The organism is Shewanella sp. CG12_big_fil_rev_8_21_14_0_65_47_15 (genome assembly GCF_002783505.1).
Lineage (GTDB): Bacteria > Pseudomonadota > Gammaproteobacteria > Enterobacterales > Shewanellaceae > Shewanella.
This window is the reverse complement of sequence record NZ_PFGL01000027.1, coordinates 16205-39581: the sequence shown is the minus strand read 5'-3', so window position 1 is coordinate 39581 and position 23377 is coordinate 16205. Positions and strand designations below refer to the sequence as shown.

The window sequence follows — 23377 nt, the reverse complement described above, 5'->3', positions numbered from 1 at the left end:
CAAAATCTCGTTATGGATGAATCATTCAATGTATAAGGGGAACATAGTGTTCCCCTTGCTTTTACCGCATTGGACTTACCAGATCTTCACCCGATCCTCTGGCGCTAAATACAGCTTATCGCCGGGCTTCACATCGAATGCCGTATACCAAGCATCTAAGTTACGCACCGTTAGCGCGCGATACATGCCGGGGGCATGACCATCGGTCGCGACGCGGGCACGCAGGGCTTCGTCCCGCATCTTAGTCGCCCAAGTTTGCGCGAAGCCGATAAAGAAGCGTTGATCGCCAGTAAAGCCTTCGATCACTGGCGCTGCTTGGTCTTTTAAGGACGCATGATAGGCATCGAGTGCCGCCGCTAAGCCCGCTACGTCGGCAATGTTTTCGCCCAAGGTCAGCTTGCCGTTCACATGCAGATCGGGGAATGGCACATAGGCATCAAACTGCTGCGCCAGTGCCTCGCCTTGTTTGGCAAACTGGGCAAAGTCCGCCGGAGTCCACCAGTTACGCATAGCGCCAGTCGAATCGAAGGCGGCACCATTGTTATCGAAACTATGGCTGATCTCATGGCCAATCACGGCACCAATCGCGCCATAGTTATAGGCGGCATCGGCCTTAGCATCGAAGAATGGTGGCTGCAAAATCCCCGCTGGGAAGTTAAGCGCGTTCTGCACTGGCAGGTTGACCGCGTTAACCACTTGCGGCGTCATCCACCACTCGCCCTTATCCATAGGTTTGCCGATTTTGGCGAGTTGATGGGCGTATTCCACCTTTTCACCATTGATAGCATTGGCATAAGCATTCGTTGGCGATACGGCATAGGCATCGTAATTGCGCCACTTATCGGGGTAACCCACGCCAACGGCGATGGTCGCGACCTTAGCCAGCGCTTCCTTCTTGGTCGAAGGGTCCATCCACTCGAGTTTTTCGACACGTTTGCCAAAGGCACTGACGATGTTATCCACCATAGTGCTGACTTCGGCCTTGGCCGAGGCAGGGAAATAATGCTCGGCATAGGCGCGACCGACGGCATCGCCAAGGTACTCATCCAATGCACTTAATGCGCGCTTATCACGGCTGCGCTGCTCAGGCGTGCCCGACAGCTTAGTGCCATTAAAGGCAAAGGAAGCGTTATCGATAGTGGACGGCAACACATCCGCATGGCTATTGATATGGTGGAACACTAACCAGTCTTTCCAGGCATCCAACGGCTCTGAGGCCACCAGCGCCGAAAGTCCCGTAATGGCACTGGCGTGGTAGGCGGCAAATTTGTCTTGCATGCCAAGCTGCGCGGCATCTAAGAAGGCTGTCCAGTCGATACCTGGGGCTTTAGCATCAAAGTCGGCCCGGCTCCATACTCCCGATGCCTTAGTGAAGTCTTCACTGTCTGCACGGCTGGCGTGGGCGGTGGCGATCTTGTGCTCGAGGGCAAAAATACGATCGGCACGGACGGCGGCATCGCTCACTCCCGCATCGGCCAGCAGGGTTTCGACATAGGCGCGGTAAGCGGTGCGGATCTCGATCATTTTAGGGTCGTCCGCGAGATAGTATTCGCGCTCGGGTAGCCCTAAACCACCTTGAAGAATATAAGGTAATACTTCACCCGGTGTCGCCAGACCTTGGGTCACGAAAATACCAAAGAGGTTTTCGGTGAAAAAGTCGGTGGCATTGAGTGGATCCACATCGGCACGCAGGTTAGCACCGAGCGCCGCCGACAGGGCTTGTTTGTCCGCAATCGCTTGATAACGGGCTAAATCGGCCTCCATTGGCTTCGTTCCCGCCGCATCGATTGCCGCGGTATCGGTATAGGCCTTGTAGAAATCGGCAATGCGGGCATCATCGCTGCCAGCGGCGTGTTCGGCCTTCACTAAGTCGGCGATCAGGCTGGTCTTATGCTTTTCAGTCTCTTGGAAGGCGACTAAAAATGCACCTGTGCTTGAGCGATCGGCTGGGATCATCGTCGTTTTCATCCACTCGCCATTGGCGTAGCTATAAAAATCATCTCCAGGCTTTACCGTGGGCGTCATCGCCGCGACATTGATACCAACCGGCATTTGAGTGGCAACCTCTTGGCTTTGGGGTGCACCTTCGCTAGTTTTTACGGTGTTTTCTGAGGTGTTATCACTGCAAGCAGTGAGCCCCGTCAGTACTGAAGTAGACAGTAACAACACGGGAATAAGACGGTCCGACATGAATGATTCCTCTCTCTTTTATTATTGTATTTATCTTATATGACTAAGTTGGGCAGTGTAACTGGCACTGAATGAAGAAGTAAAATAAAGCCACTTTTTATGATAAAAAGTTAATGCAAACATTTTGAGCCAGTCTATCGAGACAGACTGAACTTTGTATTTTGCGGTGCATTTCTTTAAAATTGCCATCAAACTCTTTATTCCAAGGCAATCCAAATGAAACTCACCTGTTTAACTCAACCTATTTATGACCACTTATATCGTGATATCAGTGAGTTTCGTTGCACCTTCGATTTAGCGGTAAATGATTTAAGCTCATTAGACGACAAGGCCGATACCTTACATACCTCGTTGATTATTGAGGAATTAACTGAACTTGCCGAAGCCGATAGCCGTATCGAGCAAGCCGATGCCATTGTCGATTCTGTATATGTATTAATGGGGCGTTTAGTGCATTTGGGTGCGCAAGCAATCACCGACAGGCTCGAGATCAGTTACCTGATTGACTTGTTACTTTGCGTCGCTAAAAACCGTGAAATCGACTTTATTAACTGCTGGAACGAAGTCCACTCGAGCAATATGAGTAAAGTGTGCCGCAACGAGCAGGAACTTGCTGAGACAATTACCTTCTATGCCGAGCAAGGTGTTGATATTGTGGGTAGCCAACAAGGCGACTTTATCATTGCAAAATGCGCTAAAGATGTGGAAATGGCGGGTAAAGTGGTTCGCCAAGGCAAGGTACTCAAATCAGTTTATTACCGCCCAGCGGATCTCACTAAACTGGTTAAAGCCTAAATTTTACTATTGAGGTGAGGAGCCTGTTATTCGCAGGCTCTTATTTCGCCAAGGCGATTATCCGGTGGTGCTGACTTTTCAGCATATGCTTTAATGAGGCAATTCCTATGAATCCTGCGAAAGTCGTGCGGGCAAAGGTTAAGCAACTAACTGATTTACCGAATATTGGTAAAGCCTGTGCGGCGGATTTACGTTTGCTTGGCATAGATAAGCCTGAGCAACTGTTAGGTCAAAATCCCTATAAAATGTACCAAACACTGTGCGACCAAACGAACCAGAGACACGACCCGTGCATGATAGATGTGTTTATCTCCATCACCCGCTTTATGGCGGGCGAAGATCCTAAACCTTGGTGGTTTTACACCGATGAGCGGAAAAGTACCTTAGCAGTAGATTAAGTCTTAGCGTCTAGCTTTTGCCTGTTAATCTATTTGTATAATCTCAGGTTCTTCCCTTAGCCACTCACGCCAAATGGCCACCAACAGGGCCATCAATACTGGGCCGACAAATAAGCCGACAAACCCCATGGTTTTTACACCGCCGATCAGACCGAAAAAAGTCGGTAAAAAAGGCAATTTAATCGGTCCGCCGACAAGATTAGGCCGCAGAGTTTTATCGACGATAAACAGCTCTATACTCCCCCAAAGAAACAGACCGACACCCGCAGTAAGATCGCCCGTCCCCACCAGATAGAGGGAAATCAGGGTAAACATAGTGGGCGCACCGCCGGGGATCAATGCCATAAATGCCGTTAATACTCCAAAGGCCACGGCAGAAGGAACACCTGCAATCCAATAGGCTGTGCCAAGCACAATCCCCTCGCCAATCGCGATAAGCGTCATACCAATCACAGTCGAACTGACCGTGGCCGGCACCACGCGGGAGAAGCTATGCCAGCGTGCCGGTAGCACTCGTTCGCCGACAATATCCAGCTGCCTTGCGACTTGTTCACCATCTTTATACAAGAAAAACAAAGTGATCAGCATAAAGAGTAAGGTCAATAATAATCCCAAGGTATTCCAGCCCAATTGCAACACCCAACGGGAAATCCCACTCAGATTCTGCCCGCTAATCGCGCTGACTATTTTACCCAGTTCGTGGGGCTCGCCAATAAATTGCTGCCACTTTAGGGTTAACCACTCCCCTATCCCTGGAAAATCATTGATCCATATAGGCACGGCAGCACCATGCTGATTAGCATGAACCAACCACTCAACCCAAGTTCTAATCTCTTGTAAAGCATAGGAAAATACGAATACCAGCGGTGTGACCAATCCAAACACAATACACACCATAGCAATACTCGCCGCCAATGCCGAGCGACCGCCGCATTTTGCCAACAGTTTTTGATAGAGGGGCCAACTCGAAAAACACACAATCAAGGCGGCTAAGGCGGGGACTAAAAAGTCGATAAAAAAGAACACGCCGGCACATAACAATAGGATCAGGAGGGTACGGCCAACTGCGGCATTACTGAAAATGGGTGCCATAGTCAAACTGCTCCTCGATTTAACGATAGTAAGTAAGAGCGAATGCCCTAACTGTATAAAGATATCCAACAAACGCACAGCAGACTAACTTAGATAAGCCAATAAATCATCTAATTAGGGCATTATAAATTGATCCTAAGAGGCTTGTTGCATTTTGGGAGTATAGGCTAACAGTGTATCGACTAACTCCTGAGGATCATCCACAACGAGGTTAACCATAGTTAACGACTCTGACAATTGTCCCATCCCGCCATAATAAACTTGGGGCTGCTTAAATAGCAGCTGCACATTGGCGGTATCGCCACGACCTATAGTCAATATTTCTGGTGATGATGCTGTAGATACCATACCTAACGATTTATCACCCACTTTCAGGGACGGCGTCAGAGCCGAAAACGCCCCCAATTTCAGATCGCTTATCTGGGTTAAATCAATCGACATAAAACCCCAGATGCCGTTATTGATAATCAGCTTACCTTCCCTTTGATATAGGGAGTAATAACGGCTAATACGATAGTTGGCAGCGATTAATACCATTGAATACAAGAGCAAACCAGAAACCAATATGGCTGCAATATGGCTAACATTATCGAGTAGCCAGTAACTCAACAAGGATGAGGCCATTAAACATACGATGGACATTACAACATGCCAAGGCTGAGCACTAAGCAACTTAAGCTGGGTGATAGCCGATGGATGACGACGGGAAAAATAGGGAATGGCGTAATACCAACTCGCAGGTTCAGTGGCGAGCATTAAACCTAAGGTCAGCTTCTTATCGTCAGGCATTTTATCCTTTGAAGATTCAGAATTTGATGTGCCCTCAATGTTAAGCGATCGAGGTTCATTCGACCCCTTGCCCTTCTCCTGCTCCACAGTTGCAGCATATTGAGCAATTATCGCTAATCTTGGATCGCCAGTCGCCTTTCTCGCCTGCCACAATCCCTTAATAATACTCACCATTAAGTACAGTTCGACGAGCAATAATACTGCGATAATAGGGAAACGCAACCAAGCGATAAATTCGAAATACTCTGCAATTTCATCAGGATAACTAAGGCGAGCCATTAGGCTGCTCAAACTAAGGATGAACAATAATTTCCAAGCTTTTTGCGCACCTATTTTGATAATCCAATACCAATAGAGCAGAGGCAACAACACAAAATATAGCGCGCTAACGACAACCAAGGACAACTGCTCGCTTGTTTGTGTTATCTGTTCTGGCAGCAAATTAAAGCCTAGGACATATACCGAAATCATCAGTAAGAGGAAGGCTATTCGATATTTAACTGGGCGTCTAAGTCGGATTTTTAGCATTTAACATCCCTGTAAGTTGAGCTATTCAACATATGGCAGTTAAAGCATAACTGCCAAACCTATGATAGTGAAAACCAACAAAGTAGCTTGGCTTATCAAGTACATTGGGGGAGACCAGAATGAATACAAGGCTGGCTTAGAAATAAATCAACAAATAATAAACATAGAGAGCGACATGTTACTTCGGTATATTCAGTTGGAATCCAATAGAAAGCATTAGATTACCAGTACGCCCTAACATGCAGTGAAACTCTTATGGAGAATAAAAAGCTGAAACTAATCATTGCTCTTTGAATTCGATGTTTTCTGCACTTTTAGTAATATAAATGCAGGTAGTAGAGGCATAAAAGCAACGGAACTATGGCCACCTAAAATCCAAAAATAGCTAAACCATATCAAGCATTAAACCATCACACCTAAAGCCAACTGCCTTGTTAGTTCAGCGGCGGGAATCGCCTGACAGCCGGTGGTATTTTGGCCGCACCAAAGTGGGCTAAAATCACCGAATCCTTGTTGCTCTGCCGCAGTTCTTAAGCCTGCAACCGCAGAGGATGCCAAGGGAAAATCGGGCACGGCATCGTTAATCGGTCCCATTTCAGCCATAAAACGGTTCACTATGCCGCGAGCGGGTCGGCCGGAAAATAAGTTCGTCAGCGCCGTATGCTGCGCCGCGTCACTTTGTAGTGCGTCGCGGTGAATATCAGTGGTAGTGCACTCGGGGCAGAGTAAATAAGCCGTCCCCACCTGCACCGCAGATGCCCCCATTGCCATGGCGGCGCGCACGGTTTTCGTATCCACTATGCCGCCCGCGGCAATAACTGGGATATCTACCGCCGCAATAATTTGCGGCAGTAGGCTAAAGGTCCCCGACTGTTCGGTTAAATCCTCAGATAAGAAATGCCCCCTATGCCCACCCGCCTCTAAGCCTTGGGCAATAATCGCATCAACGCCACGGGCCTCTAACCACAACGCCTCCTCGATTGTGGTCGCTGTAGAGATGACTTTTGAGCCCCAGGATTTGATTTCCAGCAGTAGCTCTTCATCGGGCAGACCAAAGTGGAAGCTCACCACCTCGGGCTTAAATTTGGCTAACACCTCGGCCTGCGCCTTACTGTAGGGTGTACGCTGCGCGCCAGCAGGCTGCGCATTCGGGTCGAGATTAAACTCTGCAAAATAAGGACTAAGTTGTTCGAGCCAAGCCGCTTGCTTGGCAGCCTGTGGCAAGGGCTCGCTATGGCAAAAAAAGTTCACATTGAAAGGTTTAGTCGTGTTTGTGCGGATGACTGCCAGTTCGGCCTCGAGCGCCTCAAGGGACAACATGGCACAGGGTAAGGAACCAAGCCCACCCGCCTGGGATACGGCGATGGTAAGTGCACTGCCCTGCACACCCGCCATAGGGGCTTGAATAATAGGAAATTCGATTCCAAATAATCGGGTTAGCTGACACGGCATATCCCACCTCCTTGGGGCTCAATCCTGATAGGGGCCAGCAACTAAACGCTGGGAGATCCACCATAAATTGCCAACGGGATCCCGCACTCCGCCTTGGCGATCACCATAGGGCTTATCTGTAACGGCCATAATGAGTTCAGATCCCGCGGCTACTGCCTGTTGCACCGACTTATCAGCATCTTCCACATACACATAATAGGAGGCAGGCATGGCTGGAAATGCCGCTGTCGCCTCGCTTAACATAAATTGGCAGTCACCAATCTGTATCTGTGCATTGGCTATCTTGCCATCGGGTCTATGGGAAAGGTGGATAACTTTTGCGCCAAAGGCTTGATTTAAAAATTCGACTAACAGTTGTGCATTGTCGACAATCATATACGGGTTGATGAGTGCAAATCCTGGCGGTATAAACATAGCAACTCCCTGTGACGCTACCTAAGGTAAAAACAGAGTCTCACTATAAACTATGCCATAGTGTAAAAACCAGTCGCAGGGGCTAAAGCACGAGTGTTTAGAGGTACACCTTGATGTTAAAGCTAAGAGATCAATAATTAAAATAGCTAAATTACAATATGTTATAAGCATATTCTGAGTCGATAAGAGTGCTCCTATCGACTCAAAACTGATAAGAGTCGTCTAAATCAGATAGTCGGCGCCCAAACCAACAAATAACGCCAGACCCGCCCAGTTATTGTTGAGGAAGGCTTTAAAGCAAGGTGCTCTTTCACGACCAAAAATCAGTATCTGCTGGTAAGTGCTAAAACCTACAAAAGTCAGTAAACCGAGACCATATATTAAGCCTCGGTCGGCACTCCAACCGGCGGCGATAAAACAAATCAGCGCGGCTAGTTGAAATAAGCCTATGATTTGACGGTCATATTTACCAAACAAAATCGCAGTGGATTTAATGCCCACCTTGAGATCATCATCTCTGTCGACCATGGCATACATGGTATCGTAGGCGACGGTCCAGAACCAATTGGCCGCAAATAACCACCAGGCCTCGATCGGTACTTCACCCGTTTGAGCCGCATAGGCCATAGGAATCGACCAGCTCCACACCACACCCAAAAACATCTGCGGCATGTTAGTCACGCGCTTAGTAAAGGGGTAGATAATGGTGAGAATGATACCAACGACGGACAATTTAACCACTAAGCCATTGAGCAATAAGACTAACCCAAAGGCTGCCAAGCCTAAAACCACAAACAGGAGTAGCGCTTCTTTGGTGCCGATTTCGCCGCTAGCGAGGGGACGGGATTTAGTGCGTTCAACGTGGGAGTCGAGGTCGCGATCGGCATAATCATTAATAATGCAGCCGCAGGCTCGCATGATCACTACGCCAACCACAAAGATAATCAAGACCTTAAGATCGGGCATCCCCCCGGCGGCTAGCATCAAGGCCATCAGACATGGCCACAGTAATAACAGCGTACCAATGGGGCGGTCGAGTCGAGTCAGGCGGGAATACACATCCCACTTCTGCTTTAAATTCATTAACTAGGTACTCCCACTCCTAATTTTTGCTCACATTTTGTCTTAGCATTCAGGGTGAGCATCATATACCCAAGCTCCCCCTGAAGCGAGTTTCAAGGCCGTAAAATCTGTCATAAAAATAACAAGCCAGCCAACACCTTATCTTAACGCGCCTCTAGGCGCGCATAGGCAACCACCAGCCATTTGCTGCCAAAATCGTTAAAATTCACCTGCACCCTAGCCTGCGCGCCACTGCCTTCAAAGTTAGTCACTTTGCCTTCGCCAAACTTAGGGTGATTGACTCTTTGGCCGACATTAAAACCCGTATCATTGGCCGCGGCCGATTTTTGCGCACTGAAGCGATTATTCGCCATCGGGGTTGAAACCTGCGCCTTTAGGCGAATTTCGTCCACATATTGCGGCGGGATTTCCTTAATAAAGCGCGAGGGACGGGCGTAATCTTCGCGGCCATAGATACGGCGGGATTCGGCATAGGTGATATAGAGTTTTTCCATGGCGCGGGTCATGCCCACGTAGCAGAGGCGGCGTTCTTCATCGAGTCTGTCGCCCTCTTCGAGCGCCATCTTGCTCGGAAAAATGCCCTCCTCGACACCCGCCATAAACACCATAGTGAACTCCAGCCCCTTGGCCGAGTGCAGTGTCATCAGTTGCACCGCATCGGTAAAGGCATCGGCCTGACCTTCGCCCGCCTCTAAGGCCGCGTGGGATAAGAAGGCATTAAGCTCGCCCATATCCTCAAGCTCCTCTGGCATTTCAAAGGTGCGCGCGGCGGTGACGAGTTCCTCTAAGTTTTCGATACGGGCGTGGGCCTTCTCGCCCTTTTCCATCTCGTACATGGCCTTAAGGCCAGAGGCTTGAATGACAGTGTCGGCCATGCGATACAAGGCCATATCCTGGGTTTCTTCCTGCAGGGTGACGATAAGATCCATAAAGCCACACACCGCTGAGGCTGCGCGGCCTGCAAGTACTTTCTCATCCAGCAGACGTAAACAGGCCTGCCACAGGGTGAGTTCCTGTTGACGGGCGGTAGAACGCAGAATATCTAAGGTTCTGTCGCCAATCCCGCGGGGCGGCGTATTGACCACCCGCTCGAAGGCAGCATCATCATTTTTATTGCTGATAAGCCGCATATAGCCCATAGCGTCTTTAATCTCTTGGCGTTCGAAGAAACGCAAGCCACCGTAAATACGATAGGCTAAACCTTTGTGTAATAAGGCTTCTTCGAGCACCCGCGACTGGGCATTGGAGCGATAGAGAATAGCGCAGTCACTTAAATTGCCACCTTTTTCGTACCAATCATTAATCCGGCCGACAATAAAGCGCGCTTCGTCCATTTCGTTAAAGGCGCAGTAGAGGGAAATGGGCTCACCATCGGCTTCGTCGGTCCACAGCTCTTTGCCTAAACGTTCGGGGTTATTGGCGATAAGGGCGTTCGATGCCTTCAAAATATTGCCCTTGGAGCGATAATTTTGCTCGAGGCGAATGGTGGTTGCGGTAGGAAAATCTTGAAGGAAGCGGTGCAGGTTTTCAACCTGAGCACCACGCCAACCGTAAATAGATTGGTCGTCATCACCGACTATCATTACATTGGCGGTTTGGCCGGCAAGCACTCTAATCCAGGCGTATTGAATGGCGTTGGTATCTTGGAACTCGTCCACCAGAATATGCTTAAAGCGTTCTTGATAATGGGCCAATAGATGTGGCTTATTGAGCCAAAGTTCGTGGGCACGCAGCAGGATTTCGGCAAAGTCGACTAGGCCTGCGCGATCGCAGGACTCTTGATAGACCTGATAAATTTTCAGCAGATTCTGTTCAATCGGGAAGCCACCCGCATCGATATGTTTTGGTCTTAATCCTTGGTCTTTCTTGCCATTGATATAACCCTGCGCCTGACGGGGAGGATATTGTTTTTCATCCAGATTCAAACTTTTAAGGATGCGTTTCAGCAAACGCAGCTGATCGTCCGAATCGAGAATTTGGAAACTCTGCGGCAGACCCGCATCTTGGAAGTGAGTACGTAACAGACGATGCGCTAACCCGTGGAAGGTACCAATCCACATGCGGCCCATATTAGTACCGGCGACCTTTTCAACCCGCTCACGCATCTCGGCCGCGGCTTTATTGGTAAATGTCACCGCAAGAATCGAGTAAGGACTCTGCTGTTCGACCTGCATTAACCACGCGATACGGTGGGTTAATACTCGCGTTTTACCACTGCCTGCGCCCGCAAGCACTAACATGCTAGATTGCGGTGCCGCGACAGCCTCGCGCTGTTTATCATTCAGGCCGTCAAGTAAAGAAGATACGTCCATTCTCGCCTCCAAAAAATCGAGGTGGCATTATAACAGAAGAAAACCCGCCTGCGCGCCTGATCCACAAGACAAGAGGCATAAGCCAAGAGGTACGAGACAAGAGCCATAAGATGATCGGTATGGCACAGTCTATTCTTAAGCACTGTCATTCCAGTGACACGCAGCAAGCACATCCCTGTGTGCTTAATCCTATTAACCTTTACGTATCTTCGTCAGCCAGCAAAAAATGAGAAAACAAAACGATATCACATAATTACACATAAAACCGTATTAAAAACTGCTACCGCAAAAAAGCAAATTCCTATAGCATCATCTATACCAATTGACATGGATGTGGCAGTGGCCAAGTCCAACAAGCGACTTATGCCCTGCAAACAACGCATAAATAATAAAATGTTAGTTACATCGAGGAAGTAAAGTGTTCGATCCATTTTTGTACTTAAATATTGTTGCTATCGCTTATTCATTACTACTGAGACTACTCGGTGGTAAAAAATTTGATTTATGGTACAAAATTCAGGCATGCACTGTTTCAACAATAACTATCCTAGCAGCCATTTTAGTATCAGCTAACTCAAATGCTGAAATACAAGAGTGGGGCAAAAACCTTTTATATTTAGTACCAGTGCTAGCTATTCTATGGATCGTTCCTAGAAATGAACCGAAAAGCAAGTAACAAGTAAGAATGAAAAATGCCTGTCCGGTCTTTGGTCTGTCACTTACATGCCAGCACTTAATCTTGCTACCCCCACAGTAATCAGACCCCTTTCTACGAGTATGTACTCTGTAAATTTAACAATGGGTGGCTCGTTAATTCGTTAATTTTCTGTCTTCTTATAGCCGTCATTCCCGCAATGCTTGTGGGCGGGAATCCAGCTCTTCGGTAACAGATCTTTGTCTAGAGGAGGAATTAAACAAGGGCAAAGCTGTATTAATGATTCATAGAGAGGGTGTTCATAATTCTGTATCAGCAATTAAGCACTGTCATTCCAGTGACACGCAGCAAGCACATCCCTGTGTGCTCGACCGTGACATCCCTGTCACGGACGGTCACTTCCATGTCAGTGCTTAATCCTATTAACCTTTGCGTATCTCTGCCAGCCAGCAAAGACTGAGAAAGCTAAAACAATATCAAGTAATTACCCAGCAAACTGTATAAAAAACCGCTACCGCAAAAAAGCAAATTCCTATAGCATCATTTATACCAATTGACATGGATGTGGCAGTGGCCAAGTCCAACAAGCGACTTATGCCCTGCAAACAGCGCAGCGCATAAATACTAAGACGTTAGGAATCATATGACACCACAAACTGAGCAGATGGCCTCTTCAATTTGGTGCTTGGTTGGAGTTATTGCCAAGAGCAATTGCCGCGATCCTTTCTTTGTCCGCCTTGGGGTACTTTGTTGGCTGGCGAGAAGCGAATTCCTACTATACCACCTTGGGTGCCGCGTGGGGTGTCGCCTCGGTTTCGCCGTTGGCGCTTTTGCAACTGAGCGCTAGCACCATCGTCACTGTTGCTGCTGCAGCATTTTTCTCCCAGATCCTCGTCCTCGATCATAAAGTCTCACTGCGAAAACTCAGTTGGTTCTGTGCAGCTTGTCTTGGAATTGCAGGCATCCTTTTGGCGGCATCCCAAGGGCTGTTTGGATATGCGCCACCTTCGGGCGCGCATATCCTTGCATCAGTGGGATCGCAATTCTTCGCAATTTCTGCGGGAGTAACAATATCTGAACTTATTGGCCATATTCGGCAGTCGAGCCTGCCGATATCTTCCGGCCATCTGTGGCTTATCTATTGGTTTGTTCTCACTGGCCTGTTCTGGGCACCTGACCGCTTGGGTGAAGCGCGGGCATTACGCGATGCAGCACCTTTGTCGTCTCCACTTCCGGTTGTAGAGCCAGATGCTTCGCTCCAACAATCCGATTGGCGATTGGTTCAGTTGGTGGGTGATAAAGCAATCCTTATGATGCTCACTGACGAGGCTCAAAATAGACGCTTCAGAATGGTTGATGTGAAAGATGTAAAGTCATTCGGCTCAACGATCAAACCATCTGCCGCGAAAAAATGATGCCATACAAGTCATTCTAGAGGGGCAGTCAAAAAGCGGCTCCCTCAATTCCAACGTTATATGCGAAAAGGAGACTTCATGATTGAATTGGTTGAGCTATTAAAGAAAATGAACGTCATTGGGAACATGAGTTTTATAAAATACTGCAACACTCAGAACTAATGAGTGGGGCATATTTTAAGGGAAATAAAATGTTTAATTCATGTGAAAATATATCTCCAGATTCTGCTGTTGTTGTTTTCAAATTTGCTCGATGGAGACGAAATTACGAAGACCCATTAAAAACGATAAACTATAAGAAATTATTAAACGATGAACCTGAAATATTGAATGGTAGATACGGATTAGAATCGTATTTAGACGATCTACATGAAAAAGTAAAATAGGACATCCCCATCTGTCTCCAGGGCTTGATTACACTTTTTAACGAGGCTGTTCATAATTCTGTGTCAGGTTAATTTCACAGATCGATATGGTTTTCTAAGCGCCCCTCAAAATGGATTGAGGGAGTTTAACGAGAGGGAGTTTAACGAGACACCCACTGTTAAATTTTGCGGGTGAAACAGAACATCCACAACTCTTTAATGCTTTAAGTGGCCAAAAGACAACTCAGCAATCAAAGGAATACACCATCCCCTCGGAGTTGCCGCAGGGCATTTGCGTTCTTTGCGTGATCGAGGCATGGATGCCGAGATAGCGTCAGTCGAATCAGGGACGAGCGTCTGACGCGATAGCATTAGAACGCTTAATGCCCAAGGGGCTTTCAACTCCGTTAGGGGCGGCAAGGGAGATCCAAGAGGGAATTGCTGTTGATCCCCTCTTGGTCGGGTGTGGGGTGAAACCCCACGACTTTGACTTTTCTTTTAAAAGCAATCAAGCCGAATTAACCGCCCACGCTTGCTGGCAAAGCCTTAAAACTTGGCACTTATCACAACACCGTTGAAATTAAGACAATCTTTGACTCTTTGCTGCTGAACCGCGCTGAGCGTGTCGATATCATGGAAGGCAAATTCTGAGTGCTCATGACTTAAGTGAATCACCGCATCCGCAGTCGCGAACTCACAACGAAAGATGAAGGCTTGGGATTGATAGGCGCTGTGATAATACACACCGCTCAGGTAGTGGACGTTCACCGCCAGCCCCAGTTCCTCTTGGCATTCACGCAACAGTGCTTCATGAATCGTTTCGCCGGGCTCTAAGGCGCCACCGGGTAGGCCCCAGGCGCAATTGCCGTAATTTGCCTTAAGGAGTAACACTTGGCCCGCATCGTTAGTGATCACCCCATGGCTACTGAGCCGAAACCTATCTTCAAATGCCATGTCTCAATCCCACGTTAAGGCAGTGTTATCACTAGTTGTGATTAAAGGTATTGCAGCTGGCAAGCTTGCCGGAGGTAAAACCGGTATTAAACCATTTCACTCTGTCCGCAGAGCTGCCGTGGGTAAAGGCTTCGGGTTGCACGGCGCGCCCCGCCATTTTTTGCAGGCGATCATCCCCGACGGCACTCGCCGCCGCAATGCCTTCTTCCACATCGCCAACGTCGAGTAGATTAAGTTGTCTATCGACATAATGTCCCCACACGCCGGCATAACAGTCGGCTTGCAGTTCGAGGGCAACACTCAGTTGATTGGCCTGCGCCTTGCCGACGGCTTGTTGGGCCTGACGCACTTTAGTGCTAGTGCCGAGCAGGTTCTGTACATGGTGGCCCACCTCGTGGGCAATCACATAGGCAAAGGCGAAATCACCGGGCGCGCCTAAGGTTTTAAGCTCATCGAGAAAGCTAAGATCGATATAAATCTTGCTATCGGCGGGGCAATAGAAAGGCCCTGATTGCGCCTGTCCCATGCCACAGCCAGTGGAAGTCATATTGCGATAGAGCACTAACTTAGGCTCTACATATTGTCCCTGCAGTAATTGGTTCCAAACGGTCTCTGTCGTGCCGAGGATCGCCGCCACAAACTGGGCATTTTCATCTTGAGCCGCAGTGTTGCTCGCCGATTGTGACTGACTAAATCCCGCTTGATTGCTCGGGTCTAGGGATAAGCCGCCGGTAAAATATTGAAAAGCGAAATACAGTCCGCCCAGCAGCAATACCACTCGGCCGATCTTGGTTCTCAGCAGAAAAGGTAACAACCTGAGCAGGAGTGCACTGGGCACACCCGCCGAGGCCATCTGTTGGCCCCGTCTGTCTTCGATATTGGAGCTGCGATTACTGTTACGCCAACGCATTGGATTTCCTAGGCAATGGGGGTGGAATATAGATTTCAGTGTAGCCGTTATTTGGGATCATTCTGCTCGGCGGGCGCCTCTTTTAACGAACGTAAGAACAGCCCGAGTCCGCCAAAGGCTAATACTAAAATCACAATCAAATCGAAGGCCGACATAGCCCTAAAGTGAAACTGAATCGAGCTGATCACACCGCCAATTAAGGCGACTAATGAGCCTAAAGTGTTGCATTGAACAATAAATAAAATCCCGCACACATCATGCCAAGTTCCATAAAAACCACAAGAATGACTCGTCTCTTAATGTGGTCGACTTTGGTTCAAGCAACCGAAGAAAATCGCTGAAATATTGTAGTAAATTGTGGCAATAAAAGCATTTTATGACATCAAAAATGCCTTTACCTAGAGGCTCCCCCTATTCGCAAAATATGTAAACCGATTAGGTGCTCATTCAAATCTCATCAGAGTATTTCATTATTTTCATGGTGTTTATCTGCCGAAAAAGCTTGATAGTCATAGTGATAGGCAGATAACCCATAGGAGATAGTCATATGCCACTTAGTATCGTTCGCGGAAAAATATTCGTCCCACTCAGCGCAGCCCCCCAAAATCCCAGTCCGACAATGGCCATCAAGCAAATCCAACCGCTATCAACCTCATCTAAGCCCACATATCCATTGCCAAATTATCAGTCCCGTAATGAGGGATCTGTGTCGGTACAAGATACAGTTGATGGACCCACTGCACCTGTCACCTTGCCCCCCTTATTTGAAGTCGCGATAAATCATCACAAAGAACGCCAACAAATGCTCGCCACGAATACAATAAGCCCCCCGCAAGCATCACTGGATCATATTAAACGTTTGGTCGTGATCGGAGACAGCCTGTCGGATTCCGAAGGTCGCATGAAATCGAAAACATTTGGTATCATGCTTTCATCGAAACAATATCACGATGGCCGTTTTACCAATGGTTTCGTATGGCCAGACTTTATCTCTTCACCGGCCTATTTAAATAAAGAACTGGTAAATTATGCAGAAGGTGGTGCCGTAGCGGCTAAATATTCCAAGTTAAATCCTACCTTTTGGTTTATTTCCAACATGGAACGTCAAATTAAAAAACATGATTTTAAATCCGATGACTTAGTCATACTCGCTCTGGGCAGCAATGATTATATGACGTTCAATAAGCAAGACACTCAAAAAGTGGTACGCTGTTATGAAAAACAAATCACAAAATTGATAGAAGATAAAAATGTGAAACATATTCTAGTGACGGGTATTGCAGATTACTCGAAGACGCCCTATGCCCAGAAACAAGACGAAGCATATCGCACCAGCAATAGTGCTCTCGCCAGTGAACATAATGCTAGCCTAAGTCAAAAAATAGCAGAACTCGCAGATCGATATAAAGCCGAAGGAGTGAACATACAGTTTTTCGATTTCGATAATCAATTCACTGAATTACTAGATAAAGCCGATGAGATAGGTTATGACACTCATACAGCTAATAGTGTTGGTTATGTGGATCTCTGTGGCACGAGTAAAGCTTTTGATCCTGCACATCGACATGTATTTCATGATGAAGTCCATCCAAGCCAAGAGGTACATCAAATGCTAGCATCTCGAATGAGTGACTATATTGCCAATAAATTTGCCAAAGCTTAAAATGCCCCTAACAACATGGTGTGAGTGAGAATAGCAATTAGCCTATTGCTATTCCCCAAAGGTATGGCAATAGGCACATTATCAGAGGAGGACAAACAACGAGCTGAGTTTTGATTAATTCTACCTCAAACAACCTCTTATTTATGTAACCACATTAATAGGTGCATTAACATCTCTTATTTCAAATACAGTCCCTATTTCAATCGCACTTCCAATTTTCATTATAGGTATTGAAACTCTCGTGTCTGGACGGTTCATCGTATGCCATCTCTCTTGTTTTTTAATTTCTACATCATTAAACTCTCTCTTTCTTTCGATGATGAGTGTTCCGCCCTCTTGTTTCAATCGCGTGGCGTAAATATCATTTAAATTTTCAATCAAATGATTGACGTACTTCAACTCCCCCCTCATTGATTGATTGGCCTCTAGTAATGCAACCTTTATCTCTTTAAATGCCTTTTCACTCATCATAGGCAAAGCACAAAAGCCATCTTCTGGGCTCGTTTTTGGATGAAACATTACGCCTACATTTTTTTGTACCCCATTTTTCCTACAATTCAATTCTTGAAGTCCTATCAGTGAATGTAGAACAAATCCTTGCATGGTATCTTTATGTGAGTGTTGAAATTTACATTGACTTGCTACACCAGCAAGCTTTTGTAGCTCTTCTTTGTTTCCCCTCGTTGTCGATATGGCCTCGGCATTCAAACGAACCCAGCTCACCAAATTTTTATAAGGTTGGCCGACATTGACTTGGACCGTTTTTGATACTCCACCAGTTAGATTTGTCGCCATCTTGCTTGCCAAGGCATAAGGTTTGTCACTAAGGTCACGAATTGTTTTAATAAGCTTTCTGCCACTTTCCCATCTTTTTTCATCCTGTTTAATGCTCTCTTTTCTCATTTCAAGCGCATTTCCTGATAAATGAGCAATCTTTCCCTTTGATTTTTCAAAATCTTTATATTTCTTTGAATCAAAGAGCATGGTTCTTATTTTTTCTTCACATTCTGGGTGAACTTCAAAGTCTGTATCATATGCTTTTGATATTTCCTGCAGAAGTTTACCTACATCCGTTCTATATTTTTTAACTAAATTTGAAAAGTCTTGACCTTTAACATTTTCACTTTCTAGAAATGGTGGGGTCACCAGTTCCATTACACTATCATTGTCAATTTCAAGGGTAAATCGACATCCCCCCCACATTTTTGTACTGTGAACAAGGGGAACATGGACAAGTGGTATTGGGGCGTTACATTGATCTGTCACGTAGAACTCCCCCTCGTAACCTCTTGTTGTTAAGCTACTAACGTGGGGTGTAGAAGAGTCAACAATACTCGACGTAATGCTTTCACTATCGTGTGACATCTTGATCATACCACAAGCAATATCACCTCTTTTTTCGAGTAAGGGTTTGTCGAGAATATTGACTGTTTCCCTACTTGAACCTCCAATCTCTGCTGCTGGTTTCATGATCGGCGGTAAATGCAGTGGCTTATGCATTTCATCACTTTGCCCACTTGTGGGCTTAGATCGAGATAGTGCGCCAATTGAGTTGAAGGTATGTTTTTCTCTTTTTGCTAATAAAGAGCCAGCCGTAGGCTTGGTTATCTTTTTCTGAGTTCGACTATTCCCTTTATTCTCTTTTTTATTTGGTGATATTAAAGGAAGAGGACTTACAGACTCACTGGGTAAATTTCTCACCGATACAATGTCTATCTCGGGTCTTAGATTTTGGGCAGGTTGAAGGTCCATCTTCGCTGAAATAATAGAAGGCAAATTAGTATTTATTGGCATAAGTCCTCATCAAATTAAATGTGTTATTAAACTTAATCGAGTTCAAAAAATATTGGTACAAATCAACTACGCATGTTCTACAATCTTAATCACTAGTTAAAATGTTACTCTAGATGTTTAGGTTTGTAGCTTTCCCTAATTTAATGCCACTACCTTATATTATTGTTTGATGTACAGTATATTCTGTGACTGAGGCAACACAGAACCGACACATAGGGTCAAACAAGACGATGACACTCACTATAGTAAAACCTTTCGACCTCTATTTTGTATTCGATAAATACAGATTAATCAATTTACTAGCAAACAGAAAGGTACAAAGTATTCTAGAATACACTTGCACCTTTGATAATCAATTAATGTATAGGTAGCAGGTTTTAAGCCTGCATTAACAGCTATACAAACTAATGCATAAATATACAATCAGTTAAATTTATTCACTTGCTCGATAGAAACATAGAACTGGTCATCAACTTTAACTAAGGTTCCTGTCGCTATCAGTTCATTGCCACTTTTTAATAACACTTCGGATTGAACGAAATCGTTTATGGGCTTAATTTGGCTCGTTTGTAACCGATGAAGCTCATCCAGTGTCATAGTACAATTAGCAATAACTACATCTATCGCGATACGCATAGATCAACCTCCCTGAGAAACAGAAATGATCGAACGACGAACGTCTCGGATTTCTTCTTGAGCCGAGGTGATTTCGGTCATAGTATTTTTAAATTTTTGCTGTTCGGTATCCAAATCGACTTGGATGGTGTCGCAATATGCAGTCATGGTCGCGTTCATTGATTGCAATTGATCATAAGTCACGTTTTTTGTGCGCCAATCTGTACCCGCAATCTCTCCTACTCCCGCAGGATTACCGAGTTTAGTCTTAATAATATTATCAATTTCACTCAAAAATCCCGCAGCATTGCCTTCATTTAACTTAGTAGTTTTATTATCACCCGGCTTAGTATTGGGTAATCGATCACTCATAATTAACCCCCATAGGCGGTTAATCTCGGCAATGGCCTCTGACTTTATTGAGATATTATCGGCCTTAGCTTCGGCACTTTGAGTTTGCTCAGAAATATATTTAGACAAGATAATATCAATTAGATTCAGTGGATCTCGGCTACCCGCTGAAAATAAGTAGTTAGAAGGCGATGCCTTAAAGGCTTTGGCCGCAACGGGATGTTGACTCAAGGCCAATTCGAGCGCCTTAGTCTCGGATTCTGGCGCAGAAATAACACTAGTCATAGGTTTAGCTTGGATATCTAGCATGTGAATTTTCCTATTATTGTTGAATAAAATAAACGCGTGTTTGATCTCTGTCTTTAAAAACAACCTTGTCACGCGTGATAGATTGGATCACCCCAATACTAGGGACATCACTGCCAACCCAATATCGATACTTATCGTCATATAAATAGCCTCTGGATGTCGATGAATAAAAGATCGAATAAGGGAAATTAGCACTGTCTATCACCTGAGTGTTGTCGTTGCGTGCCAAAATAAAGGGAATAATTTCCTGTAAACCATTAGCCCGCAGCACTATTGCCGCCTTGGCACTATCACTGACAAACCAAGTATCCTTGACCTTATTAAACGACAATCCATATTCCCCCAACATCGCCATGATCCTGTTATCCGCCTCAAAGGTCTCAACTTGAATTTGATCGCGATCCGTATTCTCTATGACCTTGTGACTGACGGGCAGCTTAGAGTAGCTGGATACGACTTCCACCACAGGTTGAGAAAGATGGCTAAAGTTTGCTCCCTCCACGACGTCCGCATTGGCTTGCCAAGCTGGCGGCAACGCAGCGAATACGGCAGAATTAGGTACCTTAAGCTTGCCATTTTTAATATAGCTACCATTGAGCAAAGTAAAGCGTTCAGCCATCAGCGCATCTTGATTGGCCTGATATGCCATAGCAATCCCTATGCCCAAACCAATATTAAGCAATAAGGTCAAGATGATGATGGCGCGATATTTCCGAGTTCGATAACTCATCCACTGCGGCTGACGCTTGCCTTGTAAATAGACAAAAAAGGCTATGCCTCTCAGTCGATAGATACGCCCAGCCCTGAGCTTTTTCGATTTATCGCCTTTTTTAAGACCACGAATGGCGATACCGTTGCCATCATTAAACAGCTCCCAGCGTACGCCAGTAGGCAGGACCTCTGGAACATAAAGCGTTTCTGAATCAATCCCTTCATTCGATCCAGTAATAATCAGCTTAGGCTCTATGGGCAGAGTGACACCATGTAAGTGCCCTTCAACAAATTCAATTAACCACATGCAAGTTCAACTCTTGTCTCAATGCAGTCGTGATTGCCACAGTATCGCTCAAGGTTTTTAACAAGCCTTGTGGGTGATCCGGTAGAGGCATCGCACGCACAAAAAAATAATCATCCGTCTTAAACCTGGCAATATAACCACCCGATGTCAGCGCAAAGTCGGCATTGATCCTCAATGCCGCTTCTGCGGGGAAACACTCGATATCGAGCGTAACCATGATCAAAATGGTATTAGAGAGGCCGACCCGGGCGGCATCTTCAATCCGACAGTTCAGGTCACCAAAACGGCACAGTAATGCTTGGTGTTCATCTAACGATATTGATGCACCTTGCACTAAGTGGGTAAACTCCATCATTAATAGGGCAAATTTCTTATTTTTCATCGTAATTAAACTTCATCTCAATCATAAAACGCCGCTGAGTCATACGTTGTTCGGCACTAGGCAGACCATTTTCAACACTGCCACGTAACAAGATGGGTGTATCTCCCATACCTTCGGTTTGTAAAAAGTATTTCACACTATTGGCCCGAGCATCGGCCAAGCGTCGATTAGTCGCATAGGTCCCCGATGAGTCAGCAATGCCATAAACCAATATACTTTCCACTGGCTTTCCACGCAGATTTTCAATCATACGCACTAACATATTCTTTCCCTCTGGAGTGAGCGCAGACTCATTCACCAGAAATAACCCCTGAAACACTAAACGCAAATGTTTCAATCGAGTCCGACAGAACTCGACGCTATTAGCAGCCAAACAAGCCGCGTTATTGTCTAATATCCAAGACACGCCATCGTCCGATATCCAAGATTCCCCATCAGCCGAATTAAAATTATCTCCGTCCATAGATTGTCGCCCATCTGCAGCCGTGCTTCCCTGTCCAATCAAGGCATTTCCGCCGATGGCAGCGACAAGATTTGAATAGCGCCAATAATCAGCTTCACAATTATTTACCTCGCTTAAAGCATAGGTATGCAGATTCGCTAAATAGTGTCGACTAGGGTGAGAAGGCACCGAAACTTCAATACATGCAGTCTGATGTGGTGAGCCGTCGACATATTCAGGTTTTCTCTTCACCCAATAACGCATATGGTCAATATCATCAACCTCGGAAAACAATAAATTATAAATATCTTGCTTCCACTCATGATCCCATATTATTGAATCCTCTCGTACATTATGAGCACATGACGTGAGTCCAAGCATCACCCCAATCAAAAGCCAAGTTTTACCCATTTTTTGCATTTGCCCGCCTGTCCAACTCTAAGAGAATAATTGCTATATCACGGTAAAACGCTTTGGGAATATAGTCTTCTCCCGTACGCATACTCTTATAAAATGCCCTTGCCAGCCCTCTATGTTCTAAGATGGGAATATTGAGTGCTTCTAATCTTCGACGCTCCTCTAACGCAAACGATTCCGTGGTAATTTTGAGTACTACAGGCACTTTATCTATTAATCGGTCATAACAAATAGGCACTAAAATATGCGTCGGATTTGCAATCGCAAAGGTCGGCCTGCGCCCTTTAGTCATAGGAGTCTCCATGACTTCTCGCATTTGTCGCCTGCGCTCAGATTTCATTTCTGGCGAACCTTCAGTTTCTTTCATTTCATTTTTCATTTCGGTAAAAGTCATACGGTTTTTATGATTAAAGTGATAAGTCTCCACCATAAAATCCACGCAACCTAAACTCACACCATAAACAAAAAACAATAATGACACTAAACCGACATACAGCATTAAGTTATAAATAAAGTAAGACGTATTATTGATTTGTGCTAATACGGTTAACTCATTACCGCCGATATCTGAGACATATTTTAATAAGAATAACAAAAAAACTAATTCTAGAACCTTACGCAGTGAGCGGGATATGGCCTCAATACCGAATATATTCTTAGCCCCAGTTACCGGGCTAATTTTTTCCATTTTAAGACCTAAAGACTCAGTATTAATCACATTCTTATTCAGCATCACCCAACTTATGGTCGCCATGACGAGTTTAATCATTAATAGAATGAATATCCCCCAGGCAATCACCACATAGATAATATCTAAACCAGTCGATATATCGGCATACAACATCACCTCAAACCAATCATTGGCTGAATCAAATATAAAATAAATGCTACCAATAAAGATCAGCGCAAATACCACCAGTTCCATGGTCGGTTCGGCCAGTTCTGTTTTGGGAAACTGGCCTTTTTTCCTGAGATCCCGCAGTTTTTTCTCCGTGGGAGGATATTTTTTAGGCTCGGTTGATTCGTTTGACATA

The 23377-nt window shown here is 45.7% G+C and carries 22 protein-coding genes; 5 read left to right on the top strand and 17 right to left on the bottom strand.

Annotation, left to right across the window (positions count from 1 at the left end; all coding sequences use genetic code 11):
• Positions 1–75 precede the first annotated feature (75 nt).
• A complete protein-coding gene (locus COW15_RS07890; protein WP_293631548.1) occupies positions 76–2190 on the bottom strand; it encodes a M13 family metallopeptidase in 2115 nt (704 codons plus the stop codon).
• A gap of 216 nt (positions 2191–2406) precedes the next feature.
• Here COW15_RS07890 and COW15_RS07885 point away from each other — a divergent pair, with 216 nt between their 5' ends.
• Together COW15_RS07885 and COW15_RS07880 are read left to right on the top strand one after the other, a co-directional pair.
• Positions 2407–2985 (top strand): nucleoside triphosphate pyrophosphohydrolase family protein, encoded by a 579-nt coding sequence (locus COW15_RS07885; RefSeq protein WP_293631547.1) that lies wholly within the window; start codon positions 2407–2409, stop codon positions 2983–2985.
• Between the two features lie 107 nt (positions 2986–3092).
• Positions 3093–3383, top strand: coding sequence for a helix-hairpin-helix domain-containing protein (locus COW15_RS07880; RefSeq protein WP_293631545.1), 291 nt, complete (start codon positions 3093–3095; stop codon positions 3381–3383).
• A gap of 24 nt (positions 3384–3407) precedes the next feature.
• Here COW15_RS07880 and COW15_RS07875 read toward each other — a convergent pair whose 3' ends face one another.
• From COW15_RS07875 to uvrD, 6 genes are all read right to left on the bottom strand, one after another.
• Positions 3408–4475 (bottom strand): AI-2E family transporter, encoded by a 1068-nt coding sequence (locus tag COW15_RS07875; RefSeq protein WP_293631543.1) that lies wholly within the window; start codon positions 4473–4475, stop codon positions 3408–3410.
• Positions 4476–4610: 135 nt separating this feature from the next.
• The gene (locus tag COW15_RS07870) at positions 4611–5792 is read right to left on the bottom strand and encodes a hypothetical protein (RefSeq protein WP_293631542.1); all 1182 of its coding nucleotides are present in this window, start codon (positions 5790–5792) and stop codon (positions 4611–4613) included.
• Between the two features lie 402 nt (positions 5793–6194).
• Complete coding sequence (locus COW15_RS07865) at positions 6195–7244, bottom strand: nitronate monooxygenase (RefSeq protein ID WP_293631540.1); 1050 nt, start codon at positions 7242–7244, stop codon at positions 6195–6197.
• An 18-nt stretch (positions 7245–7262) separates the two neighbouring features.
• Positions 7263–7658 carry a VOC family protein gene (locus COW15_RS07860; RefSeq protein ID WP_293631538.1) on the bottom strand — a complete coding sequence of 132 codons (396 nt, stop codon included), beginning with the start codon at positions 7656–7658 and terminating at the stop codon, positions 7263–7265.
• A gap of 222 nt (positions 7659–7880) precedes the next feature.
• Positions 7881–8741: a 4-hydroxybenzoate octaprenyltransferase gene (ubiA, locus tag COW15_RS07855; RefSeq protein WP_293631537.1), complete on the bottom strand. Its 861-nt coding sequence runs from the start codon at positions 8739–8741 to the stop codon at positions 7881–7883.
• A 143-nt stretch (positions 8742–8884) separates the two neighbouring features.
• Entirely contained in the window at positions 8885–11053 is a 2169-nt protein-coding gene (gene uvrD / locus COW15_RS07850) for a DNA helicase II (RefSeq protein WP_293631535.1), read from the bottom strand.
• A gap of 418 nt (positions 11054–11471) precedes the next feature.
• Between uvrD and COW15_RS07845 the strand changes: the two genes are divergently transcribed.
• On the top strand, positions 11472–11729 hold the full coding sequence (locus tag COW15_RS07845; protein ID WP_293631533.1) for a hypothetical protein: 258 nt from the start codon (positions 11472–11474) through the stop codon (positions 11727–11729).
• Between the two features lie 668 nt (positions 11730–12397).
• A complete protein-coding gene (locus COW15_RS07840; RefSeq protein ID WP_293631532.1) occupies positions 12398–13123 on the top strand; it encodes a hypothetical protein in 726 nt (241 codons plus the stop codon).
• 911 nt (positions 13124–14034) lie between these two features.
• Here COW15_RS07840 and COW15_RS07835 read toward each other — a convergent pair.
• Genes COW15_RS07835 through COW15_RS07825 form a run of 3 tightly spaced genes read right to left on the bottom strand, consistent with a single transcriptional unit; the run spans position 14035 to position 15606 of the window.
• Positions 14035–14442, bottom strand: coding sequence for an NUDIX domain-containing protein (locus COW15_RS07835; protein WP_293631530.1), 408 nt, complete (start codon positions 14440–14442; stop codon positions 14035–14037).
• A gap of 31 nt (positions 14443–14473) precedes the next feature.
• Entirely contained in the window at positions 14474–15352 is an 879-nt protein-coding gene (locus COW15_RS07830) for a neutral zinc metallopeptidase (RefSeq protein WP_293631528.1), read from the bottom strand.
• Positions 15353–15399: 47 nt separating this feature from the next.
• Positions 15400–15606: a hypothetical protein gene (locus COW15_RS07825; protein ID WP_293631630.1), complete on the bottom strand. Its 207-nt coding sequence runs from the start codon at positions 15604–15606 to the stop codon at positions 15400–15402.
• 452 nt (positions 15607–16058) lie between these two features.
• On the opposite strand from COW15_RS07825, the gene COW15_RS07820 reads away from it, so the two are divergent.
• Positions 16059–17015 carry an SGNH/GDSL hydrolase family protein gene (locus tag COW15_RS07820; protein WP_293631526.1) on the top strand — a complete coding sequence of 319 codons (957 nt, stop codon included), beginning with the start codon at positions 16059–16061 and terminating at the stop codon, positions 17013–17015.
• Between the two features lie 141 nt (positions 17016–17156).
• On the opposite strand, the gene COW15_RS07815 is transcribed toward COW15_RS07820, so the two are convergent.
• From COW15_RS07815 to COW15_RS07785, 7 genes are all read right to left on the bottom strand, one after another.
• Positions 17157–18809, bottom strand: a complete 1653-nt coding sequence (locus tag COW15_RS07815; protein ID WP_293631524.1) for a hypothetical protein — start codon at positions 18807–18809, stop codon at positions 17157–17159.
• A gap of 423 nt (positions 18810–19232) precedes the next feature.
• Positions 19233–19445 (bottom strand): FliM/FliN family flagellar motor C-terminal domain-containing protein, encoded by a 213-nt coding sequence (locus COW15_RS07810; protein ID WP_293631522.1) that lies wholly within the window; start codon positions 19443–19445, stop codon positions 19233–19235.
• Between the two features lie 3 nt (positions 19446–19448).
• Positions 19449–20084 (bottom strand): hypothetical protein, encoded by a 636-nt coding sequence (locus COW15_RS07805; protein WP_293631520.1) that lies wholly within the window; start codon positions 20082–20084, stop codon positions 19449–19451.
• Positions 20085–20097: 13 nt separating this feature from the next.
• The gene (locus COW15_RS07800; RefSeq protein WP_293631519.1) at positions 20098–21102 is read right to left on the bottom strand and encodes a hypothetical protein; all 1005 of its coding nucleotides are present in this window, start codon (positions 21100–21102) and stop codon (positions 20098–20100) included.
• Positions 21089–21484: a hypothetical protein gene (locus tag COW15_RS07795; RefSeq protein WP_293631517.1), complete on the bottom strand. Its 396-nt coding sequence runs from the start codon at positions 21482–21484 to the stop codon at positions 21089–21091. The genes COW15_RS07800 and COW15_RS07795 overlap by 14 nt, the downstream gene beginning before the upstream one ends.
• Entirely contained in the window at positions 21474–22346 is an 873-nt protein-coding gene (locus COW15_RS07790) for an OmpA family protein (protein WP_293631516.1), read from the bottom strand. The genes COW15_RS07795 and COW15_RS07790 overlap by 11 nt, the downstream gene beginning before the upstream one ends.
• Positions 22330–23376, bottom strand: a complete 1047-nt coding sequence (locus COW15_RS07785) for an EscU/YscU/HrcU family type III secretion system export apparatus switch protein (protein WP_293631514.1) — start codon at positions 23374–23376, stop codon at positions 22330–22332. Before COW15_RS07785 ends, COW15_RS07790 begins: the two co-directional genes overlap by 17 nt.
• Position 23377: the final 1 nt, after the last annotated feature.

Excerpts from the sequence above, each read along its gene's own strand:
- COW15_RS07875 (WP_293631543.1), bottom strand. The coding sequence starts at position 4,475 with ATGGCACCCATTTTCAGTAATGCCGCAGTTGGCCGTACCCTCCTGATC.
- COW15_RS07815 (WP_293631524.1), bottom strand. The coding sequence starts at position 18,809 with ATGCCAATAAATACTAATTTGCCTTCTATTATTTCAGCGAAGATGGAC.
- uvrD (WP_293631535.1), bottom strand. The coding sequence starts at position 11,053 with ATGGACGTATCTTCTTTACTTGACGGCCTGAATGATAAACAGCGCGAG.
- COW15_RS07785 (WP_293631514.1), bottom strand. The coding sequence starts at position 23,376 with ATGTCAAACGAATCAACCGAGCCTAAAAAATATCCTCCCACGGAGAAA.
- ubiA (WP_293631537.1), bottom strand. The coding sequence starts at position 8,741 with ATGAATTTAAAGCAGAAGTGGGATGTGTATTCCCGCCTGACTCGACTC.
- COW15_RS07830 (WP_293631528.1), bottom strand. The coding sequence starts at position 15,352 with ATGCGTTGGCGTAACAGTAATCGCAGCTCCAATATCGAAGACAGACGG.
- COW15_RS07795 (WP_293631517.1), bottom strand. The coding sequence starts at position 21,484 with ATGAAAAATAAGAAATTTGCCCTATTAATGATGGAGTTTACCCACTTA.
- COW15_RS07805 (WP_293631520.1), bottom strand. The coding sequence starts at position 20,084 with ATGCTAGATATCCAAGCTAAACCTATGACTAGTGTTATTTCTGCGCCA.
- COW15_RS07890 (WP_293631548.1), bottom strand. The coding sequence starts at position 2,190 with ATGTCGGACCGTCTTATTCCCGTGTTGTTACTGTCTACTTCAGTACTG.
- COW15_RS07800 (WP_293631519.1), bottom strand. The coding sequence starts at position 21,102 with ATGTGGTTAATTGAATTTGTTGAAGGGCACTTACATGGTGTCACTCTG.
- COW15_RS07790 (WP_293631516.1), bottom strand. The coding sequence starts at position 22,346 with ATGCAAAAAATGGGTAAAACTTGGCTTTTGATTGGGGTGATGCTTGGA.
- COW15_RS07860 (WP_293631538.1), bottom strand. The coding sequence starts at position 7,658 with ATGTTTATACCGCCAGGATTTGCACTCATCAACCCGTATATGATTGTC.
- COW15_RS07880 (WP_293631545.1), top strand. The coding sequence starts at position 3,093 with ATGAATCCTGCGAAAGTCGTGCGGGCAAAGGTTAAGCAACTAACTGAT.
- COW15_RS07810 (WP_293631522.1), bottom strand. The coding sequence starts at position 19,445 with ATGCGTATCGCGATAGATGTAGTTATTGCTAATTGTACTATGACACTG.
- COW15_RS07865 (WP_293631540.1), bottom strand. The coding sequence starts at position 7,244 with ATGCCGTGTCAGCTAACCCGATTATTTGGAATCGAATTTCCTATTATT.
- COW15_RS07870 (WP_293631542.1), bottom strand. The coding sequence starts at position 5,792 with ATGCTAAAAATCCGACTTAGACGCCCAGTTAAATATCGAATAGCCTTC.
- COW15_RS07835 (WP_293631530.1), bottom strand. The coding sequence starts at position 14,442 with ATGGCATTTGAAGATAGGTTTCGGCTCAGTAGCCATGGGGTGATCACT.
- COW15_RS07885 (WP_293631547.1), top strand. The coding sequence starts at position 2,407 with ATGAAACTCACCTGTTTAACTCAACCTATTTATGACCACTTATATCGT.